The following is a 20,363-nucleotide window of genomic DNA, read 5'->3' on the forward strand; positions in this document are numbered from 1 at the left end:
CATTTAGACAAGACGACTCCCTGTTGATCATGCAAAGTGAATTATCACACCTTGTCTTCAGCGCGCTCTGAAGACGTTACTCAGTGGCCTAGAGTGCTAAGAAGGAAGAGGAGTTCAGCGACATGGCAGACGTTGAAGATACACAGCTTAAAAATGGTACCTTCAAGCCCGGAACGCTTTTGGAGGACGGACGCTGGCGGATCGAGTTCGACTCCATGGGGCAGGTGAAGGTTCCGGCGGACCGCCTGTGGGGAGCACAGACGCAACGCTCCTTAATCCACTTTTCCATCGGAAATGACCACATGCCGGTCGAGGTGTATCACGCCTATGGCTATGTCAAGAAAGCTGCAGCCATTGTGAACGAGCGACTTGGCAGGCTCCCGAAGGAAAAAGCCGACCTCATCGTCAAGAGCGCTAGCGAAGTAATCGCCGGCAAGCTCGACGAAAACTTCCCGCTCTTCGTTTGGCAGACCGGCAGCGGCACTCAAAGCAACATGAACGTGAACGAGGTCATTTCCAATCGCTCCATTCAGATGGTGAACGGGACTCTCGGGGCTCAGGAACCCGTGCACCCAAACGACCATGTGAATATGTCGCAAAGTTCCAACGACACGTTTCCGACAGCCATGCACATCGCGGCGGTTAAGGAGATCAAGGACACACTCCTGCCCAAAGCAACCGCGCTGTTGACGGCTATTGAGAACAAGGCGAATCAATGGCAGCACATCGTAAAGATTGGGCGGACACATTTGGAGGATGCGACTCCTCTGACGGTGGGGCAGGAATGGTCAGGATACGCTGTCCAAATCCGATACGCTCTCCGTCGCGTCGAAGCTTCGCTGGCGGGACTCTACCAACTTGCGGCCGGTGGGACCGCTGTGGGCACCGGTATCAATGCGCCGGAACGCTTCGGCGAAGAGATCGCAAAAGAGATTTCAGAATTGACAGGGCATCCGTTCATCACCGCGCCCAATAAGTTCGAAGCGCAAGGCTCGCTCGACGGCATCGTAGCCGCCCATGCTGCCCTTCGCGGTCTTGCCGTCTCGCTGATGAAGATAGCAAATGATATTCGCTGGCTGGCTTCAGGGCCTCGCTGTGGCATTGCGGAGTTGAACCTGCCGGCGAATGAGCCAGGTTCGTCGATCATGCCCGGTAAAGTAAACCCCACCCAGTGTGAAGCCATCGTGATGATTTGCATTCAGGTCATCGGAGACGATACCGCAGTTGCTTTTGCCGGCTCACAAGGGAACTTCGAGCTGAACGCAATGCGCCCCATTATCATCAACAACTTTCTGCATTCTGCAAGGATTCTTGCGGACGGATGCGAGAAGTTTCGGATCTTCTCCATCGAGGGAACCGAAGTGAACGAAAAGAGGGTTGCTGGGTATGTACAGAGCTCGCTCATGCTGGTGACCGCTCTTAGTCCGGTGATCGGATATGACAATGCCTCCAAGATCGCGCACACGGCCCAAGATGATGGCTCTACCTTGCGAGAGGCCGCAACCAAGACTGGGCTGATCGACGCCAAAAAGTTCGATGAGGTCGTGAATCCCCAAAACATGGTCGGAGACACGACCCTGAATTTTGACTCTTAAACGGGGTAACGATAGCAAAACTCACGGAAAGAGCATACCGGGTTGAAAACCAACCAAGTAAAGTCCGCCGAACGCCGCTCGACACTGATCGTCGTCTTCGTCTTGCTCTCTTTTAGCTGTGTGTGTCGCAGCCAGACGCAGAACGACGGCTTGAGTGGAGCAGGCGCACATGAAGATGCCGGTTCCTCCCACGAACATCTATTCGGAGATTGGCGAGGAAAGCGGACGGAACTGGAGAACAAAGGAGTGAGTTGTGATTTGCAATATATTGCGGATCACCTCTGGAACGTACGATCCGCTCAGAAGACACGCCTCGCCGATTGGAACCGTGTGCGAGGCACGGTCAACATCGACCTCGGAACTCTCGCCGGTGCGCGCGGCCTCTACTTCCACATTACCGGACTCTGGCAGGGCGGAGGCATTCTTGGTGCTTACCTCGATGCGATCGCAAGTCCGAGCGGAATGTCGAGCGCCAACACGTTTCGACTTGACTCGTATTGGCTTGAGCAACGGTTTCTCCATGAGTCGCTGGTGGTGCGACTAGGCCAATTCGCTGGACAGGACTTCTATGGGGCCCAACATGATGCGACCAGCTTCATTGTCGAGCCGCTCGATTATGCCATGGGCAATCTCAGTGTGAACTACGAGAGCTTTGATCCACCCTCGACACCTGCTGCTGAAGTTCGTGTAATTCCGCGTGAGCACTTCTATGTGAAGTCAATGGTCTTTGCAGCGGATCGAGTGCCGTATGCGCACAACCCAACCGGGTTTGTGCCTCAATTCCGTGGTGCGGCGATGACAGCTTCCGAGATCGGATGGACGCCGGGCCAGTCTGCACGTGATGTTCGGGCTTTCGATACGGTTCAATCGCGAACCGGCTACTCTGGGCTGTATCAGTTCGGCGGCACGTACAACCCTGGGAAATTTACCTCAACGTCAAGTTCCACGCCTGTAAGCGCGAATTACCTGATCTACGGGATGGCGAGCCAGGCTCTTTGGCGGACAGCGGAGCGCTCTAGCACCGGCGTGGACATCACCGCGTCAGTGAACTGGTCCCCAGCAGATCGGAGCCGCCGTAATCAGGAGACTACCGCGGGACTCCGCTACAACGAGCTTTTGCCCATCCATTGGCACAACACCTTGAGTTTGGCTTACGTGCGGAGCGGTGTGAAGTATCTCGGCAATGCTAGCAACATAGCGATTATCCAAAGGCGCGACGCAGAGCATGTCCTCGAACTGAACGTGTTATTCAAGCCCACCGGTTGGTTGTTGCTCCAGCCGGTGGTGCAGCATTTCTTCAACGTCGGCGGGAAGACGGGGGACGCTACCGTTGTCGGCTTCCGCTCGAAGGTGGAGTTCTGATGATCAGAGCCCCCAGACAATGACAACGTTCTCAACGATTCGTGAGGAGACAGATATGGAAACGAACCTGACCGGCTTTGCTTTGTTGGAAGATCCCAAACATAACCGTGGTACCGCATTCAGTCGAGAAAAGCGGCAGGAGAAGCATCTTATTGGACTCCTCCCACCCGCCGTGGAAACACTTGAGAATCAGGTCAAGCGTTGCCTCTTCCAGCTCAGCAAGAAGAACAATGATCTAGAGCAATACATCTACCTCGCACAACTGGCAGACGATAATCAAACGCTCTTCTACGCTGTGCTCGCGACTGATCCGGAACGCTTTTTGAAGATCGTCTACGATCCAACCGTCGGAACCGCTTGCCTCGAGTTTGGTCACATTTACCGCAAGCCGAAAGGAATGTATGTCTCCATGGAGCAGAAGGGGAAGCTCAGAGAGGTTTTGAAGAATTGGCCGGTCGAGGATGTGAGGGTGATCTGTGTGTCGACAGGCGGCCGCATCCTCGGCCTGGGCGACCTGGGAACCAACGGCATGGGCATCCCCATAGGAAAGCTGCAACTGTACACTGCATGCGCTGCAGTGCAGCCGGATGTGCTACTGCCGGTTCTTCTCGATTGTGGGACCGACAACGAGAAGTTGCTAGGCGACCCGCTATATCTGGGCCTGAAGCAAAAGCGCCCGAGCACGGACGAATTGGACGCATTCGTGCAAGAGTTCGTCGATGCCGTGCAAGAGCGCTTTCCGAAATGCTGTATCCACTTCGAAGATTGGAAAGGCACGGACGCGATCCGCTTGCTTGCGCGTTACGTCAACCAGATTAGCTGCTACAACGACGACATCCAAGGTACTGGCAGTGTGACCGTGGCGGGCCTATATAACGCCTTGAAAATCTCCAAGAGCAGTCTCAAAGACCAGCGCGTGTTGTTCTTGGGAGCCGGCTCCGCGGGGATCGGCATCGCGAACATGATCGCGTCCGCGATGAAGCTGGAGGGACTGAGTGAGAAGGATGCAAGGGCACGAATCTCGCTCTTCGACGTGAACGGTCTCTTGGAGCCATCCCGGAAGGACCTTTCTCCCGATCAACAACCTTACGCTCACACGGCCAAACCCGCCAAGGACTTGGTCGCTGCCATCAATGAACTCAAGCCTACGATCCTGATTGGGGTCAGCACCGTCGGTGGCACGTTTACCAAACAGGTGATCGAAGCTATGTCGAAGCTCAACGACCGTCCTGTGATCTTCGCACTCTCCAACCCCACGGAGCACGCGGAGTGCACAGCTGAAGAGGCGTACAAGTTCTCAAAGGGCAACGCGATCTTCGCGGCAGGGGTGCAGTTCGATCGTGTCACGATCGACGGCAAAAGTTACGAGCCTAGCCAGGCGAACAACTTCTACATCTTCCCAGCGGTGGGCATGGCGATTGTCGCCACCGAGGCAAAGCACGTTCCCGATGAGATCTTCATCACTGCCGCCCGGGCGACCGCTGATCAGGTCACCGACGAACAACTCGCAAAAGGAATGCTCTTTCCACCGCAGACGGATGTGCAGAAGGCTTCGCATGTCACCGCGGTGAAATCCGCCGAACGCATCTTCGAACTTAACCTTGCGCGAGTAGAAAAGCCGAAATCGATTGATAAGTTGATCACATCGCTGGAATACAAACCAATCTACGAAGGCTAATAGAACAAAGGGAGCCGGACCGGCTCCCCCTGGAAGGCGAAGTACGGGGGCATGGAGGTGAGCGAGGCCGAAGAGGTCAAGCATCTGCGCGATGAGAACTCCCGCTTGAAGAGGCTGGTTGCCGATCTCAGCCTGGACAAGGACATGCTGCAGTCGGTGATCCGAAAAAACTCCCTGGGCTCGTAGAACGAAGGACAGAAGTGAGGCGCTTGCTGGCCGAGTTTCGGTCCAGCGAGCGCCACGTCTGCGAGCTGATGGCGGTGCCGAGATCGAGTGGCCGGTATCGAAGCCGGAGAGACGACAGGCAGGTTCAAGAACGGCTGCGCGAACTGGCGCGCGAGCATCCGCGACAACGGGCCCGAACTAACCTCTCGCCACTACCTGGCCTGGGCCATCGAATGGAAGATCGATCTGTTGCACATCCAGCCGGGCAAGCCGACACAGAACGGAGGCATGGAGAGCTTCAACGGAAAGCTGCGCGATGAGTGCCTGAACACAAGCTGGTTCTGGAACCTGTTCGACGCCAGGAGGAAGATATCGGCTTGGAGGACGGAATATAACTCGCGCCGCCCGCACAGCTCGCTTGCCTACAGAACGCCGGACGAGTTCGCGCGGCAGTGGCAGGCTGCTTCTCTTTCAGAAGCAAAGAGTATGGCCGTGGATCAGCCGTATCAAGGCGACCCTGACGAGCTCCGCTTCGCTCCGGCCTTGACACGGCTGCCCCACGGCCAAGAGATCTCTACCTAAGAAAGAAAAGCAGAAAAATTGAGTTATGATTTCATACACCGAACTGGACGAAGAATGGGGTCAGGCCAAGCGCATAAGGTCGTTGCATCTGAAGCAACGCAGCGCGCCGAGATCCCGGCGCACTGCGTTGGTCCTACAGTCTCACTATTTGTCTAAGGGCGCACCCGCTGTTTTACCGGTAACACCCTGGATAAACGGCAGGCCGTTCGGCTCGCCGTAGCCAGTCACATTGTCCCAGCCCGGACCGACTGTTAGCGACGTATCCGTACCGAAAGTGATCGCATAAGCTGTATCGTCTGCCGGTGCGCTGAACAACGCACTCAGGAACTCAGGTTGTATCGCGGCTGAGTTCGCATTCTCAAACAACCCATCGGCCGAGTAGTACGTTGCACCCTGCGCGTCATACACGGTGCCGGTAACATCCGAAATTTCGATCGGATTGGTCGCCAAAACATCCGTGATGTCACTCGGTTTAAGTTTGGCAACCAGCGGCGCGGCAAAACCAAGCGGCTTGCCGTTGTACTGGTCAGCAATCGCCCAGGTTGCTGTGAAAATTGGGCTGGCGAGGCTCGTCCCACCATACACTGCAGCGAACTGTCCAAGCGATTCGCCGAAGGGGCTATCGAAGGCTGTGTAAATAATCGGGAAGCCGGTACTCGGATCAGCCAGGGCCGAAACGTCAGGTAGCTCGCGACCGCTTCCGGGCAAGTCTTTCTGCCAAGACGGCTTCGCGAAAAAGACGCTCTCGCCGCCCCCTGCGCCGCCGCCAGGGAAGACAGTCGAATTCGGAGGGTCGACGGCCCCATAGTCGTTTACATAGGTATAAAGGTTACCCCAGCCCGCCACGACATCAGCCCCGCCATTCGGATTGTTCAGGACACTGGTGCCGCCAACTGCCGTTGCGTATGGAGCATCTGCAGGAATGGCCACATCGCCAACCGGGCTTCCTAGACCATTGTCACCACTATCGCCTGTGGAGAACTGGAACGAGATGCCCACCGCCGCACCGTGCTGAAGTACGGTGTTGAAGGCCTGCGCTTCTGGGGGACCGCCAAGAAATTCTTCATCCACTCCCCAACTGCTCGACACAGTGTGGGCAAGCTTGTGGTTGATTATGTAGTTCAGCGCATAGATGAAGTCCTCATCATCCTGCCCGTCTGCGGCAACTTCGATGATCTTCGCTCCCGGGGCGATTGCGTGGGCCGACTGTATGTCGAGTGCTATCTCGATGTTCCAACCTTCGGTGATTCCTATATTTTCGATAGGAGGCACGCCGTCCGGATAGATTTCTTCGAAGTTAGCGGACGTCAGCGGTGGGAGTCCAAAGGTCTTCGCAGCAAGATTCGCATCAGACTCAGCCTGTGCATAACCAAAGCCTTCCACTAATGCTATGGTCTGACCGGTGCCGTCGTATCCCTGCTTGATCATCGACGTCAACCCATAGTGCGCCTGCAGCTGCTTCGGTGTATAAGCAACTGCTTGTGAATCTTTCTTTGAATATGCTGCGTCGTAGTTCAATCCGTAGTACACACCTATTGGCAGTGCTGATCCCTGTGTGCCGTATACGCTCACCGTGGGCGCTGTCAGTGCCACGTTCGTGATACTGCTCGCGAGAGTTTGTCCAATCGTCGACGCTGTTACACGCTTGAGAAATAGCGGCTTACCTGTCTTCGGATTCTTCGCGTACATCAACTGCGGTACCGCCTTGTGCCGGTCAAGACCCGCGACGGTATCCACCAGAGCTCCGGCATCTCCTATCAGTCGCGCGTCCGTCACATGCGCCTGGAAGGTTGTGTTCTTGTAAGTAAAAGTGTGCAGTTGGGTCTGGAATGCCTCTTCGATCTTTTCCGCCGCGCCATGCACGCGGATCGAGAGGTTCTGCGGATCGACCGAAAGCACGGTCAGCCCATGCTTCGACAATTCATCTTTTACTGTCTTTAGCTCAGCAGCCGTTGGCGCGTACTTTGTAAAGTCCGCATCCGTAAACCATTTGTGATACGTCGGCGATGCAGGATCATAGAGCGCTTCGACTGCCTTGTCATACTCCTCCTGATTGTGCATCTTCAAGAAAACCGTGAGCTTCTCATCCTTGCCGCGCTCGACCTGCCCTTGATCCTGGGCTATTTGAACACCCTTAGGGACATTGTGAACATCGAGCGCACGGGCGCTCAAAGGTCCAAGCGGTGATAGTGCAAGCAGTACTGCGGCACGGACGGATATATTCTGCAGGTTCATCAATTCTCCTTTTAGTTGATAGTGCTTGTGCGGCTCGCGCGAGTGAGTGGATACATGGCTGTCTCCGTCGACTGACTCGCACCAATAAGAAGTTGCCTCCCCATTTTGCATTTCGAGACACTGCTCAGGTAAGCCTCGAAGGAGGGTAGTCAATACCCCTCTTTAGCAGGTAGTCGATGCAATAAACAATCGCCCGCGGCGGGTCTAATCGCCGATCCGTTGAACTAGTGGACTGTAACGACCGCCGCGGGTGCTACCGTCTATTTTCGTACCGAAGCAGTGGAGTCTTGTGCTGAATCGCGCGCTTCTGTGTCTGTTCGTTCGGTTTCTCCAGCAGGCAGCAAAAGCTACGAGCCTAAGTCCGCTCGACAGTCTCTGCTACATCGGTAAGAATCGGAAAGCGAGCAACTTGATCTCTCGTGCAGCAGCGACGCCTCATTCAGTGAGGCATTGCTCGATGATCCATGAACCTATTGCATGACGTTCAGATCCCTTGCAATGTCCTCTTGCGGCGCGAGTACTCTGCGCACTGCGGGAAGAGGTGCTAAGCAAAGCGTGTGCGCATCTGGCCTTTTGGCGATTCACCAGAGTTGGACAACACGTACGACACGTAGAATTGGGTTCAGTGACACGGGTTGTAGTTGGCCGGGGGCAGCGTCGACCCTTCAAGGGTGACCGCAATCCATGCCACATTTTGCAGGTCTACTGCAACTTCTGGCGCAATGCCTAGGAGTGCCGCAGCCTGTTCAGCGCCGCCCAAAGTCCGTACGTCGGTGTCGGAAATTCGCTGAAACAGCACGAGCGCGTTCAGATAGGCTCCATAGATGCTGGGGTGGTGAAAGCCCGCATCGGTCGGCGTGTTGCGCGTGGATGGTGAACTCCCGCTCTGATAGTTGAAGGTGAGCGAGACTCCTGAAGCATTGCCGCCATAGGGATCAGGATTAGCGACACCGAGCGACCAAGCTAACGACCACGCGTCGCCTGTTGGCGCTATCCCTGCGATTCTCTGATTCTGTGATGCAGCGCTGACGTAGGCGTCGTGGTACGCGGAGGTTAGGGTTCCCAGGGAAAGAAGATAAGCAGAGTCGGAAAACGGCGCCGCTGCAGTGCTCAGACGATAAGCGGTATCGGCAGGGGCTCCGGTTTCATACAAAAAGATCCTTGCATTGGGTGCGGTCGTGTGCACGGCTGCTTCTATGGCGTTGACTGCTGTGCAGAATGATGCAGGATTGCTTTTACTGTCTAGCGAAATGCTCGACGGGATCGGTTGGAATGTAGCCTCCTGTAATACTACGGTGTCCCAATTGGGTCGCGTGATGACGTCGCTCGCTGCTGAGTAGTTCTGCGCGAGTGATGTTGCCGATATCGCCTCGATATGAACATCGTAGGGTAGCCCTGTCTCGTTTGCGAACTCGGCAAAGATCCCAGGAATGCCGCCCCATGGGCCCGTCTCTCCAGCGCCCGTCTCTTGTCGAGCGGCGATTGTCGTGTTGAAGTTCTCATCCACAACTTCCGCGGAGGCGACGGTCGAACCAATGCCGCCCGTTCCGGGTGTGTTGTTGTACGTGCGTACCGGCAGGTAACGGCCGTGAGTAAAACTGTCGCCCACAAAGAGGACATGCCGAAGAGCGGGCGGCCTCGTCGTTTGATTTGGAGGAGTTGTGGTGGACGTCGAGCAGCCGATTAGACCAGACAGCAAAGCTGCAGAAGAGATGTATCGCGTAATGTTCACTACCTTCATCATCGTGTCCTTCAACCCAGATCATGGGCCGTATTGCGATCGTTCACCAAGGCAAAGATGCTCCGGCTCACCGAAACTCGCGGCGTGCGAGCATAACCTGCCTCTTTCCGCGCATCGAGGAACGCGCGGATCTGACCTGCCTGCTGCACGTGAAACGGCCCTCCCGCGTTTTATCGAACTTCTGTGTCGAGCTTTGCAAGTTCATTCCGAGTTGTGCGGCCCATGATTCTGGCATTCTGATTTGGCCCACTCTGGCGGTTTAAGTTGGCCCACCCTTTGGGCAGAGCGGACCCTACCCGGACCGTGCGGCCTGGTTCAAACAGCGCCGCGGCAAGCGGCAGAGCGTCAAGTATGGTCTTGTATTGCCGATTCAGATGGCTCGATTGCGCAGTTCGTTCCCGCACTTGACCCACAAGCCGACCTCGCGATTCCGCCAACGACAGCTCGACTCGCCGACGCATGCGGCTGAATTGGCGGATTAGAAGCGCTAAAACAAAGAAGAGTAAATAGACGGGGAAATCATAGCTCGAAAAATGCAGCCAGCCGTTCGGCGAATGCAGAAATGTGGTAAACCCCAGGGTCCCTAAGGCAAGCCCTAGATTGCCTGGACCCGATACGTGACCGCAATGAGGTGGGAGTCCAAAGCGATTGAGAAAATCCTCCAAATCCCTAACATGCCACTGTGCCACGAAAGAAAATCCATTGTCGCGCAGAAGTCACGTGCGTATGCTGCATCGACTATCATCACGTCAGGAGTCGATCAGGTTGTACCAAGCCAAGCCGGCTCGAACTGCGAACCAGCGGATAGGTTCGTTTGGAATGTAGTCCAGATTCGCATTAACGAACGGATATTCCTTCCATCGGTCGCCACGTCCGGCATCGAGATCAGCGATGATTCTTCCAAATACCGAAGCGAGATTCACCCCATGGCCGCTGTAGCCAAGCCCATGAAAGATATTTCGATATTTGCCGGAACATCCTACGGAAGGAGACTCATTCAGAGACCAATCGACGACACCATCCCAAGTTGCTTCGAATCCGATACCGGAGAGCTTGGGATAGATACGAACCAGTTCACGCTGAAGTCGCGCCGAGTGGGAGCCAACAGCAGCAGGATCCAAATGCCCATTGTTGAAAGAATATCCGGGGCTTCCGCCGCCGATATGAATGCGATTGTCTTGCGTTACCCCGAGGTAGAACACCTCCGTCCTGCTGTCGTTGAACGGAACGCGCAGTCTCCATCCAATATCAATCAATTCCTGATCCGTGAAGCGCCTCGTCATGGCCACGTATTCACGGATTGGCGCAACGGCATTTCGAAAGAAACCCAACCTTGAAGTGAAGGCGTTGGTCGCGAGCACCAGCGCCTTTGCTCTAACTGTGTGTCCGGCAGTTGTATAAATCAGATGTTCTGACCCCTCTTCAATCTTTCCCACCATCGTGTTCTCAAAGATCTTTGCGCCGGCCGACTCCGCTGCAACCTTAAAGACATGGACTAACTTCATAGGATTGACTTGACCACCGCCTGGATCGAAAAATCCACCTTCATAAACATCAGTACCAAGGGCATCGACGATCTTCTGTTTGTCCCACAATTCAACTGGCATTCCCAGTGATTGTGCTCGTTGCACGTAGTCTTTGGCTTCTCTCACATCTTGAGAACTGAGGAGGACCTGGAGTGCTCCCTTCGTTTCCAGCTCGCAATCTATCCCTGTCTCCACACTAAGTTTTGACAGTGTCTGTAGATTCTGAGCGGTCAGATCGTATATCTTCTTGTCCATCGCCGGATCTGAACTAAAATTGAGGTAGCGATCCTCGGTCATTGTGAGCACCATCGCACCGTTACGCCCCGAGGCTCCATTGCCGCACCCTCTGCCTTCCAGAACGACAACCTCCTTGTGGGGTGAAACACTACGGATAAAATAGGCTGTGGAAAGCCCTGTAAGGCCGCCTCCGATGACTGCCACATCCACCGTGAGGTTTACAGAGAGGGGAGGATTTTGCGGCGGCTGGCTTCCCATCCAGTAGCTATGATTAAGCTCGAGTTCAGTCGGTTCCCTCCAGATCACCGGTGAGACCTCATTGAGGCCTGCAGCACCCATCAGGGCAGCGCCGCCAGCCGTAACGGCCCTCTTGAGGAATCGCCGTCGGCTTGAGAGCCCCTGCCTCGGCTCGTGTGGAACCTGAGAGAACACCTGTAGTCAACTCCTTTTTCGACACCATAAACTATATCGTCGAACGCTGGTGGCACTGCAAGTCCACTTCACACATGGAGATACTCATCATGCGATGCCTTGTTTCTGTGAACAGCAAAGAGTTCCCATCGCTTTGGCACCACAACTTCTAGCAACTAACTGTCGAGACTACTCACTAACATGGAATCATCAGAGAGACGCGCACATTGGTCCACAACTGCTAGACTTGTATCCACTACATCTGTAAAAGTACGGGACTTCCGTTGGCGCCGCGCTTTAAGATAAATAGCGCCCTTCAGAAGGCATCTGAATCCACCCAGATGGGGTCTGCTGCTGGTGCCCGAGGTTCAACATTTGGTGGGAGTAACCGACGATTAGACACGAAGAGACCTGATTCGACAAGGGTATCCGCTCTGTAGGGGCGACAATGATCGCAGAGTCCGCGATGCCAGTTCTGAAATTACACGATCTTTCGTTTAGTGCGACAGGCAGAACGGCCCAGGGAGAGCCGCAATCTAGCTCAAAGCTGAGCCACGGCTTCTACATTCTGCACGAACATCGCTACGGACAACAACATCTATACCTTGCTCTTGCAGCCAGCTACTAGGGTGCTTCTTTAGAGGAAGGATAACGGATATCGCCGGGTTATGTGGTGTTCTTGTCCCATTATTCTTTGTCTTACTTCTCGGCTACCTCGCCGGTAAGGCCCACTCCTTCAGTGGAGATCAGGTGTCCGGGCTTAGCAAGTTGGCGCCCGGCTTTGCTCTTCCTGCGTCGCTCTTCACTCCTGACACCCTGTTGCTGAGATTGGGGCCACAACTCCAAGGCCTCGACAGGCAAGTAGGCTTGCGTTGTTTCGCCTAGTTGCTGGAAGTCACGACGGTCAATTCCAAGCTGCCTGCTTTGCCTGCGTACTCCATTGCGGGTTCCAGGTCGGGCAACGAGAAGACTTTTGGTTGGATCGGCTTCAGGTCTAGTTGGCCGGATCGAACCAACGACAGAAGGGGCAGGTACGCCCCTTGGGGGTGCATGAAGTTTCCGATGATCTCCCAGTTGTTAAACATCATCCGGAGATAGTTGATCGGAATAGGAACGGCGCTGCTGCCCATGAGGACGATGCGCCCCCAGCGATAAAGTGAACCAAGGGCCGCTAGCGTTGAATTAGGGTCCTTGGCGTTTCCTACTTGATCGAAAGCTAAATGGGCGCCGCCGTTGGCAGCGCTTCGCAAAGCCTCGGTGTCCTTCGTCACATCGCCAGTGAGGACAACGGGAATCACTCGTTCACCTCCAGCCTTGGCTAGCTTATCGAGCGTTTCCTTGCTGCGGCCAGCCGCGACCACGCGACTCGCCCCCATTGCAAGGGCGACGAGAGTTGCCGCGCTCCCGTAAGCACCACTGGCACCGTTCACCACCCGTCTCTCCCGCTTGGAGTCTTCCCCGTGTCAATCCTCCGAACGGAACGATGCAGCGGGTGATGGCAGTCAGTTGCGGGAAGTCATAGTGGTCGAGCCCCTCGATTGGCGTGACGACCTGAGCGGGCAAGAGAACGTACTCCGCAAGAGTCCCGTCCTTCCAAGAGCCTTGGAGGGCATCTCCGATACCTCCCGGAGAAGTTACTCCGATCAAAATTTGCCCTGGCTCGGGTACATTCTCCCGTGCGACAAGGTGACTCGACGTCACTACTTTCTGGCCCTTCTTGAGGTGCCAGACATCCGCACCGACACCCTCGACCGTTCCGATCGCGTTACCACCCGGGGTGAAATCTTCAGGCGCGCGGTAGGCCGGCAGCTTGCCCTCCACGTATGGCTTCAGATAGGACATGAGAGCTTGCGACTGAACACGAACCAGCACACTTCCAGGACGAACTTCCGGAATAGGAACGTCAACGAAACTGAGTTTGCCGCCCAAGCGGTCAATCTTCCACGACTTCATCATGCGTTCTCCTTTTTCTTGGCAGGTTCGAAATATTCGACAACCAGCCCGTCCGGGTGGCGGGCCGTCAGGTTTCTTCCGCCAGTGACGGTCTGCGGTTCGTGAAGAATCTCCGCCCCCTTCGTTTTGAGCCAACTAAAGCTTTCATCGAGCGAATCGACGTAGTAGACAGCGTTCACAAGGCGTAGCTCGTCGAGAATCTCTTGATCGGCAGCAAGGATAAGGACGCCCCCTACCTTTGCCGCCTCTACGTTCGTCTCGGCGATGTGCACTCGTCGTTCGCATTGAACTCCTAGAAGGACTTCATAAAACTGAATCGCTGTCTCCCACTGGTTTCGCTCGGTGTAGATACGTATCGCTTGCTGCAGAACCCGCATTACATGCTCCTATGCTGATGACCGGTCTAGAGTGGCTGCGTCTCATTGAGACCACTTCGTTGATAATGGTGCCCAGCAACGAGGCACCGTTCAGAACGCTTCACTAGACCAGCGAGAAACCGCCGTCGACAGTGAGGTTCTCTGCGTTCACAAAACTGCTATCGTCGGATGCCAAGAACAGCACGGCTTTGGCGATCTCCTCGGGCTGTCCTGTACGTCCTGCCGGCGTATTCGCGGAGGATTGCGCGGCATACTCTTTGATCTGATCGTCGTTCATGCCCAGTCCGTTGTAACCAGGGGTGATCACGACACCCGGGCTGATCGCGTTGACCCGTATCTTTCGGGGCTTGAGATCGTTAGCCCATCCTCGAGCAAAATTCCGCACAGCGGCCTTCGATGCGGAATACATGCTGAAGGCTTCCATGCCTTTGCTCTCGGTAATGGATGAGTTGAGGATGATCGAACCGCCGTCGTTCATGGTCGGCAACAACTTTTGAACTGTGAAGACGACTCCCTTCACGTTTGTGTCGAAGATCTGGTAGTAGTGCTCTTCTGTTACATCTGCAATGGGAAGCACTGTTCCTGCACCCGCATTCGCAAAGAGAATGTCCAGCTTTACCTTCTGTGCCGTCAGTTCAGCAGCGAGGCGGGTGAGGTCGGCAACCTTAGATACGTCCCCTTGGATTCCAACACCAAGTGGGCCGATCTCATTCAGAGCACTGGTGAGAGCTTCTTGCCGGCGTCCCGTAATAAAGACCTTCGCACCCTCCTGCGCCATCAGCTTGGCCGTTGCGAGTCCGATTCCGCTATTGCCGCCTGTAATCAAAGCCGTTTTACCACTGAGTCGTCTCATGTTCATTCCTTTCGATCGTCCGAAGTCCTAACCGTGCCTCTCTATGGATGGACGGCGCTTCCCGGTAGCGTGTCCAAACTTCCGCTTTTCAGCAGCCCGCTTCCAACAGGCGGTCGATAGTTTTGGGAAAGGATGTGGCGGCGATCAAGCAAGGAAGGAGCCACCGAAGCGTAGTCAGACCGCTGGCGCTGACGCCGGTATTCGGTAGGGGTGGTGCGCATGAGCCGCCTGAAGATCCTGGCGAAGTGTTGCTGCGTTTGAAATCCGCATTCGGCAGCGATATCGATAATGGGAGACTCTGATTCTTCGAGGAGAGTCTTCGCCTTGCAGATTCGGAGCCGCAACAAGTACTGGTGAGGTGACGTACCGGTCGAACATTTGAATCTCTGCGAGAAGTACGCGGCACTCAAGCCTGCCTCGCGGGCTAATTCGGACAGTGTGAGGTTGCGGCTCAGGCGATCGCCGATGAAGGCGAGTACACGGCGAAATTGCGATGGAGAGAGGCCGTCTTCTGCTAGCTGAGCAGGAGGAACGCAAGCTGGAGCGACCGTTGCTTCTTCACTGGTCTCGTCGGTAATGAATGATTCGGCGCCGGGGTCGAGAAGGCGAATGCGTACACGTTTTCCATCCTGCTCGACCCAAGCCGGTCCTGGAAGCAAAGCGTTCGCGCCGGCGCGATGCACCATCGCAAGCCGCGACGGTCTGCGCGAGGCGTCGTGTATCAGGAAGAGCTTTCTCTTCTGGGCCGGCACAATGGAATTGGCGACCTGGTGATGTCTGCATTCGGCCATGCCTACCTCACTTCTGAGCTCACCGTTCCCCGTGGGAATCAATGGCTCTTATGTGAAGGTAGGCTTCACGCGGTTTGTCTAAAACCACACAAACTTGAGGTTTTGCCTATAGATTTCTATAGGTTTGACCAGGTCAGTCTCACTCTGCGCGGATGAGTCGAGCGAAACGGACCCAGATCGAAGGTCGTGCATTCTCCAAGAGACTCGAACGGGGCACGCGAAGCAGCACTTCAGTGCCATTTCCAGGTGAAGCCGTGAATGCCAGATCAGCATTCAGGAAACGCGTTCGTTCTCGCATTCCAGCTAAACCATAGTGTCCGAGACGCCCCTCTCTGACGAACTCTGAGTTCATGCCGGTGCCATCATCCTTCACTTGGACACTTGGAGTCCAAATGCTTCCCCATATGTCAGAACGACGTCGAGGCGTGTCCCCTCGGAATGTAAGCAAGCGTTGGTAATGGCCTCGTCCCTACATCTTCGGACACGCGAGGTGCGTAGACTGCGCCATCTCATAGGGCACTCATGGGTTCTTGTCTCGCAAAGGACTTTGTCGAGCATCTTCAGTAAGCCAAGCACAGCGAGGAGTTGATCATGCCGGATAGACTATAGTGCCGCAGGCGGAACGAAGGGTTCCTACCATGACCTCGCCAAGTGGATACGCGGAGACGGGACAATACCTAGCAGCATGAGCGGATTTTCGAATTGGCAACATATGTTGAGACTGCCAATCGTGACTCTCACAGGGGATCCCGCGAGGGCGCGGACCGACTTTTTTGCGACGCACCGCGGCAAGAAGGAGAACGATTTTAACGTTCACTACAACGCCTCCGGCGCCTTCCACGACCAACTCATTCGCACTTCAGAAGGCTGGCGCATCCAGGTCCGCCGCCTTCAAATCTACTTCGGCGATCCTTTGCAGATTGCAAAGATTGGCTAGTGTCACAATTTGGTGCTCCGGCTCCTCAACAAGAGGGGCCGAAGTACTCCCTGATGGCTGCGAGTGCCTTGAATACTCGGAAGGTTCGTCCTATGAGGGCGGAGAGCGGCATCCTGCCGACCGCACAGAGCGAATGCTGAATCCCGGGATTCTTGCAGACCTATGGACACGGGACAGCCGCATTGAGCACGCGGTCTGCTTCGTGCGGCGTTCAAATGAACGGTAGCAGCAGATGATCTGAAGGCAGACAGATTTGTGTTGGCTGGCTTACAGGACCATAGGATCTGCGAATGTGTGAGATCGTCGTCATCGCCGTGGCAGTGGCTAATATGCTGCCAGGTGAAGCACAAGATCGCTGGCTCGGTATAGGGCCTGCCCGAAAGAAGTATGGGAACTCGCGGAAGCCGATGCCTGCCCTCGCAGATCTTATCGATACGGTTTTGACGGGGTCATTTACAGAAGGAACGGTGCGTAACAAGGTATGGGAAAACTTGAAGGAAAAGTGGCAGTCATCACTGCAGCGACTTCCGGTATGGCACTCGCTACGGCGAAGCTCTTCGTCGAGGAGGGAGCTTACGTCTTCGTGACAGGTCGGCGGCAGGCGAAGCTAGATGAGGCCGTACAGGAAATTGGAAAGAACGTCACGGGCGTACAAGGTGATGCCGCCAATCTGAGCGACCTTGATCGGCTCTACACGACTGTAGCGCGAGAGAAGGGGAAGATCGATATTCTCTTCGCCAGCGCCGGTGTAGGCGAGTTAGCGAAACTGGAGGATGTGACCGAGGAACATTTTGATAAAACGTTCAATCTGAATGTGCGAGGAACTCTTTTCACGGTTCAAAAGGCCCTACCGCTATTCAACGACAAGGGATCAGTCATTATGAATGGATCGATCGCCAGCATCAAGAGTTCGCCCGCCCTCGGTACGTACGGTGCCAGCAAGGCGGCCATTCGCGCGTTTGCCCGTACTTGGCTAGTCGAGCTAAAAGACCGGGGTATTCGAGTAAATGTTCTCAGCCCCGGCACCATCGACACTCCTGTGCTCGATCCTTTCGGGCCGGACGTCAAAGAGCGTTTCAGATCAAGGGTGCCGCGCGGTGAACTGGGGCGCCCGGAAGAGATTGCGTCCGTCGCACTCTTTCTGGCGTCTGCCGACTCGAGCTTTGTCAACGGCGTCGAACTATTTGTGGATGGTGGAGCCGCGCAGATTTAAGCCCCTCCATGCAAGTGGAGTTGCTTGGTGACTAGCAGGCTCTGACTAGACGCAGGAAATAAAGGCGTCAGTGCCGGTTTTGCCAGTTTCTAACTGATTTCCCGTCAATAACTTAGGTTTTGGCAGTTCCATTGCATGGAGGCGTCAAACCCACAGGCAAGATATAGGAGCGGCGAATAGGCGATCCCCGAAAGGGACCACCTTCGTTCCGTCGTACATTACGATTCCAAGTTTCAGGTCATCACCACAAATGTCCAACAGCTTTTTGATCCCTTTGAAGTCGCTCGCGTGGACGGTTGCGCTTGCTTTGACCTCAACACCGACTAGTGCGCCGTGTTCATCCTCTACGACGATGTCAATCTCATCCTGATCCTTATCCCGATAGTGATGGAGCGTATAGCCTTCGTCGGACCATGTGATCTGCTTCATGACTTCGGCAAATACAAATGTTTCCAGCAACGCACCAAACGTTGAGCGGTCCTTTGCTATCTGCTCAGTAGTCAATGCCAGCAAGGTGGCAAGCAACCCAGAGTCGACAAAATGCAATTTTGGGGTCTTGATCAGTCTCTTCAGTTCATTGCGGAACCACGGGGAGACCCGCTGCACGAGAAAGAGCTGTTCAAGGATGCCGGTGTATTTTCTCGTCGTCTTGTCGTCCATCCCGATCTGTCCGCCGATTTGAGTGAAGTTGGTAAGCTGCCCGGACTGGTGGGCAAGTACCTGGAGCAGGCGCGGCAACTGATCCAGCTTCTCTACTTCCGCAATATCCCGCACATCCCTCTGTACGATCGCCTTCACATAGTCGCGAGCCCAAGCCTGACGTCGCCGAAAGTCTTCTCTTCGCAGCATCTCCGGGTAGCCGCCTACTAGCACCGCATGGACAAGCTGATCGCCTTCGATATCCGGCCCTGGCTTCACCAACTTGCCATTGAATGCCATCTTCAGGAAGCTGGGCTCTTTGCCGAGTGTTTCGGCTCTGGAAATCGGCATCAGGTTTACGATTTCCATGCGGCCTGCAAGGCTCTCGGACACTTGAGGAAGAGTGAGAATGTTGGCAGATCCCGTCAGCAGGAAACGGCCTGCTCTGCGGTCGTTATCAACGGATCTCTTGATGGCTCTCAGAAGTTCCGGGGCTCTTTGCACTTCGTCGATGGTGACCAGATCGAATCCACGGACAAAGCCAGCGGGATCGTTGCGAGCGGCTTCAAGCACCGTGTCGTCATCCAAGGTCACATACTCGCGGTCCTTATCGGCGAACTGTTGGACAAGCGTCGTCTTGCCGCACTGTCGTGGTCCTATCAGCATAACCACGGGAGTGTCAGTGAGGGCAGTGGCCACACGGCGTGCTGCGAATCTCTGAACGAATTGGAAATTGGCGTCGACCATCTCGGATTATTGTAGCGTCTAATCCGGATTAGCAGTCCGTCCGATTCGGATTAGGAGCCCGGCCAAATCGGAGAGGTTGAAAGCCTATCGCCCCAGTCCCGGCAACCAATCACCACCGAAATCCAAGGGGGATTCGCCTTGGCCCAGAACTACGGAACGCCTCCTAAACACTGGGTCGACGTACAAATAGCGTACACAGAGGAAGCGAAATGAGCCCAAATGGTCCCATCCAGGCCCAAAACAATTTCCTGTAACACCCATCCCATCAACAACTTCCATTGATCCTAAACCGCTTAGCATACTTGGAAGGCAGCCCTGAAAAGGCCGGCGTCGGCGGTTCGATCCCGTCTCTGGCCACCACATTGTAAAAGACTTACAGGCAACCAGATTTCGCTCAAAACAGCCGAGGACACAAATAGGAGACATCCTGGAAACTACGTGGTACCTCTCGGTACTACAACATCAGGCTCTCCGTTCTTCTTTGCCCGACACAGCCTCCTCTTTCCCCTCTCTTTCTGGCTTCGGTTCAAGCTTGCTCCATACCTCCCGCGAGACGCTTCCAGTCTTCATGATGTGCGCCTGAGCCAACTCGGCATAGCGTTCCGTCATCTTGATGTTGGAAAAATGCTGATCGCCGCGCTGAGCATGCGAGAGTCGAAGCTAGGGGTGACTCGCGAGCCGAGCATCCGCGAAGCCATCGTGGATTTTGAAAGGCGAAAGACTCCCCCGGCTGCTCAGTTCGTGTACGTAACGAGCCGCTAGCCGGGATACCAGAATCAGCACGAGGGTTGAGACCGATCGAGCCGGATCGGCTCAACCTTGGTGTTCCCGGGCGGCGGTCATTTGACCGAGAACTGAGTTCGTGGGATAGATGATGCCGAACATAGCGGAGTCAAGCGGGTTCGATCGAGGCTACCGAATTGGGCTCATCTTCCCGATGTGGATTTGCAACTCGCCTCCATTACGAGGTTGGGGCGGGTACTCTGTTTTCAGAGTGGAGGATGTGGTGAAATTTTTGGCGGCAGCAGTGTTTTATCCCATGCTCTGGCCGCGGCGTGGTGCTCGATGCAGGCCGCCTTGCGAGCGGATTCGCGATCATCGCAGCGGTCGTGATTGGCCTTGTGTCTCTCTTGACCCGGCATAGGTTCTGGCTACCAGCTGGGCTGTCTGTTCTCGCAGGATTCATCATCTTTCTGCTAATGCGGCTGTATGACGCTGTTCTCTGCCGGTTGAATCCGAGTAGCCGGACGTTGACTCTGTACCAATAACAATCCAATCAAGTGGTGCGAGAAGCGGCAGATGTGCATTTCCGATAAGCTAC

At 55.1% G+C, this 20,363-nt stretch carries 17 protein-coding genes and 2 pseudogenes; 9 read left to right on the forward strand and 10 right to left on the reverse strand.

Going from position 1 to position 20,363, the window contains the following annotated elements; all coding sequences use genetic code 11:
* Positions 1-122: 122 nt before the first annotated feature.
* The 5 genes and pseudogenes from fumC to ACPOL_RS34485 all read left to right on the forward strand — a co-directional run.
* On the forward strand, positions 123-1,595 hold the full coding sequence (fumC, locus tag ACPOL_RS03310) for a class II fumarate hydratase (protein WP_114205800.1): 1,473 nt from the start codon (positions 123-125) through the stop codon (positions 1,593-1,595).
* Between the two features lie 42 nt (positions 1,596-1,637).
* Positions 1,638-2,957: a carbohydrate porin gene (locus ACPOL_RS03315; protein ID WP_114205801.1), complete on the forward strand. Its 1,320-nt coding sequence runs from the start codon at positions 1,638-1,640 to the stop codon at positions 2,955-2,957.
* Between the two features lie 19 nt (positions 2,958-2,976).
* Positions 2,977-4,635: an NAD-dependent malic enzyme gene (locus ACPOL_RS03320; RefSeq protein WP_414633330.1), complete on the forward strand. Its 1,659-nt coding sequence runs from the start codon at positions 2,977-2,979 to the stop codon at positions 4,633-4,635.
* A 42-nt stretch (positions 4,636-4,677) separates the two neighbouring features.
* Positions 4,678-4,821 (forward strand): annotated as a pseudogene (locus tag ACPOL_RS03325) (IS3-like element ISCARN116 family transposase); the annotation flags it as partial.
* Positions 4,822-4,983: 162 nt separating this feature from the next.
* Positions 4,984-5,250, forward strand: a pseudogene (locus ACPOL_RS34485) (integrase core domain-containing protein); the annotation flags it as partial.
* 276 nt (positions 5,251-5,526) lie between these two features.
* Here the strand turns inward: ACPOL_RS34485 and ACPOL_RS03335 are convergent.
* The 4 genes from ACPOL_RS03335 to ACPOL_RS03350 form a co-directional block, all read right to left on the reverse strand.
* A complete protein-coding gene (locus ACPOL_RS03335) occupies positions 5,527-7,617 on the reverse strand; it encodes a S53 family peptidase (protein ID WP_161557178.1) in 2,091 nt (696 codons plus the stop codon).
* A 622-nt stretch (positions 7,618-8,239) separates the two neighbouring features.
* The gene (locus ACPOL_RS03340) at positions 8,240-9,361 is read right to left on the reverse strand and encodes a hypothetical protein (protein WP_114205806.1); all 1,122 of its coding nucleotides are present in this window, start codon (positions 9,359-9,361) and stop codon (positions 8,240-8,242) included.
* 8 nt (positions 9,362-9,369) lie between these two features.
* Complete coding sequence (locus ACPOL_RS34490; protein WP_236657198.1) at positions 9,370-9,507, reverse strand: hypothetical protein; 138 nt, start codon at positions 9,505-9,507, stop codon at positions 9,370-9,372.
* A gap of 600 nt (positions 9,508-10,107) precedes the next feature.
* On the reverse strand, positions 10,108-11,460 hold the full coding sequence (locus ACPOL_RS03350; RefSeq protein ID WP_236657199.1) for an NAD(P)/FAD-dependent oxidoreductase: 1,353 nt from the start codon (positions 11,458-11,460) through the stop codon (positions 10,108-10,110).
* Between the two features lie 729 nt (positions 11,461-12,189).
* On the opposite strand from ACPOL_RS03350, the gene ACPOL_RS35995 reads away from it, so the two are divergent.
* Positions 12,190-12,417 carry an AEC family transporter gene (locus tag ACPOL_RS35995; RefSeq protein ID WP_114205808.1) on the forward strand — a complete coding sequence of 76 codons (228 nt, stop codon included), beginning with the start codon at positions 12,190-12,192 and terminating at the stop codon, positions 12,415-12,417.
* Here ACPOL_RS35995 and ACPOL_RS33935 read toward each other — a convergent pair.
* From ACPOL_RS33935 to ACPOL_RS03375, 5 genes are all read right to left on the reverse strand, one after another.
* On the reverse strand, positions 12,414-12,908 hold the full coding sequence (locus ACPOL_RS33935; RefSeq protein WP_201759072.1) for a zinc-binding dehydrogenase: 495 nt from the start codon (positions 12,906-12,908) through the stop codon (positions 12,414-12,416). The genes ACPOL_RS35995 and ACPOL_RS33935 overlap by 4 nt on opposite strands.
* Positions 12,856-13,488 (reverse strand): alcohol dehydrogenase catalytic domain-containing protein, encoded by a 633-nt coding sequence (locus ACPOL_RS33940; protein WP_201759073.1) that lies wholly within the window; start codon positions 13,486-13,488, stop codon positions 12,856-12,858. The genes ACPOL_RS33935 and ACPOL_RS33940 overlap by 53 nt, the downstream gene beginning before the upstream one ends.
* Positions 13,485-13,862, reverse strand: coding sequence for a VOC family protein (locus tag ACPOL_RS03365; RefSeq protein WP_114205809.1), 378 nt, complete (start codon positions 13,860-13,862; stop codon positions 13,485-13,487). Before ACPOL_RS03365 ends, ACPOL_RS33940 begins: the two co-directional genes overlap by 4 nt.
* Before the next feature lie 103 nt (positions 13,863-13,965).
* Entirely contained in the window at positions 13,966-14,715 is a 750-nt protein-coding gene (locus tag ACPOL_RS03370) for an SDR family oxidoreductase (protein ID WP_114205810.1), read from the reverse strand.
* A gap of 41 nt (positions 14,716-14,756) precedes the next feature.
* Entirely contained in the window at positions 14,757-15,506 is a 750-nt protein-coding gene (locus ACPOL_RS03375; protein ID WP_114205811.1) for a helix-turn-helix domain-containing protein, read from the reverse strand.
* Positions 15,507-16,104: 598 nt separating this feature from the next.
* Between ACPOL_RS03375 and ACPOL_RS03385 the strand changes: the two genes are divergently transcribed.
* Entirely contained in the window at positions 16,105-16,443 is a 339-nt protein-coding gene (locus ACPOL_RS03385; RefSeq protein WP_114205813.1) for a nuclear transport factor 2 family protein, read from the forward strand.
* Between the two features lie 481 nt (positions 16,444-16,924).
* Complete coding sequence (locus ACPOL_RS03390; RefSeq protein WP_114205814.1) at positions 16,925-17,656, forward strand: SDR family NAD(P)-dependent oxidoreductase; 732 nt, start codon at positions 16,925-16,927, stop codon at positions 17,654-17,656.
* A gap of 144 nt (positions 17,657-17,800) precedes the next feature.
* Here the strand turns inward: ACPOL_RS03390 and ACPOL_RS03395 are convergent, their stop codons facing one another.
* The gene (locus tag ACPOL_RS03395; protein WP_201759074.1) at positions 17,801-18,994 is read right to left on the reverse strand and encodes an ATP-binding protein; all 1,194 of its coding nucleotides are present in this window, start codon (positions 18,992-18,994) and stop codon (positions 17,801-17,803) included.
* Between the two features lie 486 nt (positions 18,995-19,480).
* Here ACPOL_RS03395 and ACPOL_RS03400 point away from each other — a divergent pair, with 486 nt between their 5' ends.
* On the forward strand, positions 19,481-19,804 hold the full coding sequence (locus ACPOL_RS03400; protein ID WP_114205816.1) for a hypothetical protein: 324 nt from the start codon (positions 19,481-19,483) through the stop codon (positions 19,802-19,804).
* The last annotated feature ends 559 nt before the right edge of the window (positions 19,805-20,363 follow it).

The sequence above is a fragment of the Acidisarcina polymorpha genome, from assembly GCF_003330725.1.
Taxonomy (GTDB): domain Bacteria; phylum Acidobacteriota; class Terriglobia; order Terriglobales; family Acidobacteriaceae; genus Acidisarcina; species Acidisarcina polymorpha.